Source organism: Plantibacter sp. CFBP 13570, assembly GCF_014841395.1.
Taxonomy (GTDB): domain Bacteria; phylum Actinomycetota; class Actinomycetes; order Actinomycetales; family Microbacteriaceae; genus Plantibacter; species Plantibacter auratus.
The window spans coordinates 1-591 of record NZ_JACYTW010000144.1 but is presented as its reverse complement, the minus strand read 5'-3'; the positions used below and the strand labels follow the sequence as shown (position 1 = coordinate 591).

Annotated in this window: 2 protein-coding genes; both read left to right on the top strand. The window is 65.7% G+C overall.

Annotation, left to right across the window (positions count from 1 at the left end; translation table 11 throughout):
• The first annotated feature begins 12 nt into the window (after positions 1–12).
• Entirely contained in the window at positions 13–177 is a 165-nt protein-coding gene (locus tag IFT89_RS20995; protein WP_374190809.1) for an iron chelate uptake ABC transporter family permease subunit, read from the top strand.
• A gap of 4 nt (positions 178–181) precedes the next feature.
• On the top strand, positions 182–591 hold a 410-nt coding region (locus tag IFT89_RS20990), incomplete at its 3' end, for an iron chelate uptake ABC transporter family permease subunit (protein WP_202939852.1).

Here is a 591-nt window from a genome sequence, read left to right as displayed (position 1 = left end):
CACCAGGGATGGATCCTCGCGTACTCGGTGCTGATCGCGCCCACCGTGACGGGGTTCGCCGATGTGCTGGGCCGTGTCATCACGGCGGGCGAGGTACCGGTTGGCGTCGTCACGGCGTTCATCGGTGCCCCGGTGCTGATCTACATGGTGCGCCGATTCCGGGTCTCGGAGGTATGACGGCGTGACCGAGCTCGACTTCGGCCGACGCATACACCGCATCGGCCCACACTCGCGGCCATTCCTGCTGGTGGATGGGCTGTCAGCTCGCCTCTGCACCGCCCTCTGGGTCGGCATCGTGCTGCTGGCGGTGTTCGCCGTGTTTTCGGGATCTGCGCAGATATCACCGGTCGAGGCGCTCAGTGCCCTCGTCGGTCAGGGTGACGACTACACCAACATGGTCGTACTCGAATGGCGTGCGCCCCGCATCCTCATGGCCGTGCTGCTCGGCGCGTGCCTGGCAATGAGCGGCGCGATCTTCCAAAACCTCACTGGTAACCCGCTCGGTTCCCCCGACGTGATCGGGTTCCAGACCGGTTCGTACACCGGCGCCCTGATCGTCATGCTGCTGATCGGTGGCGGCTCGGTCGAGAC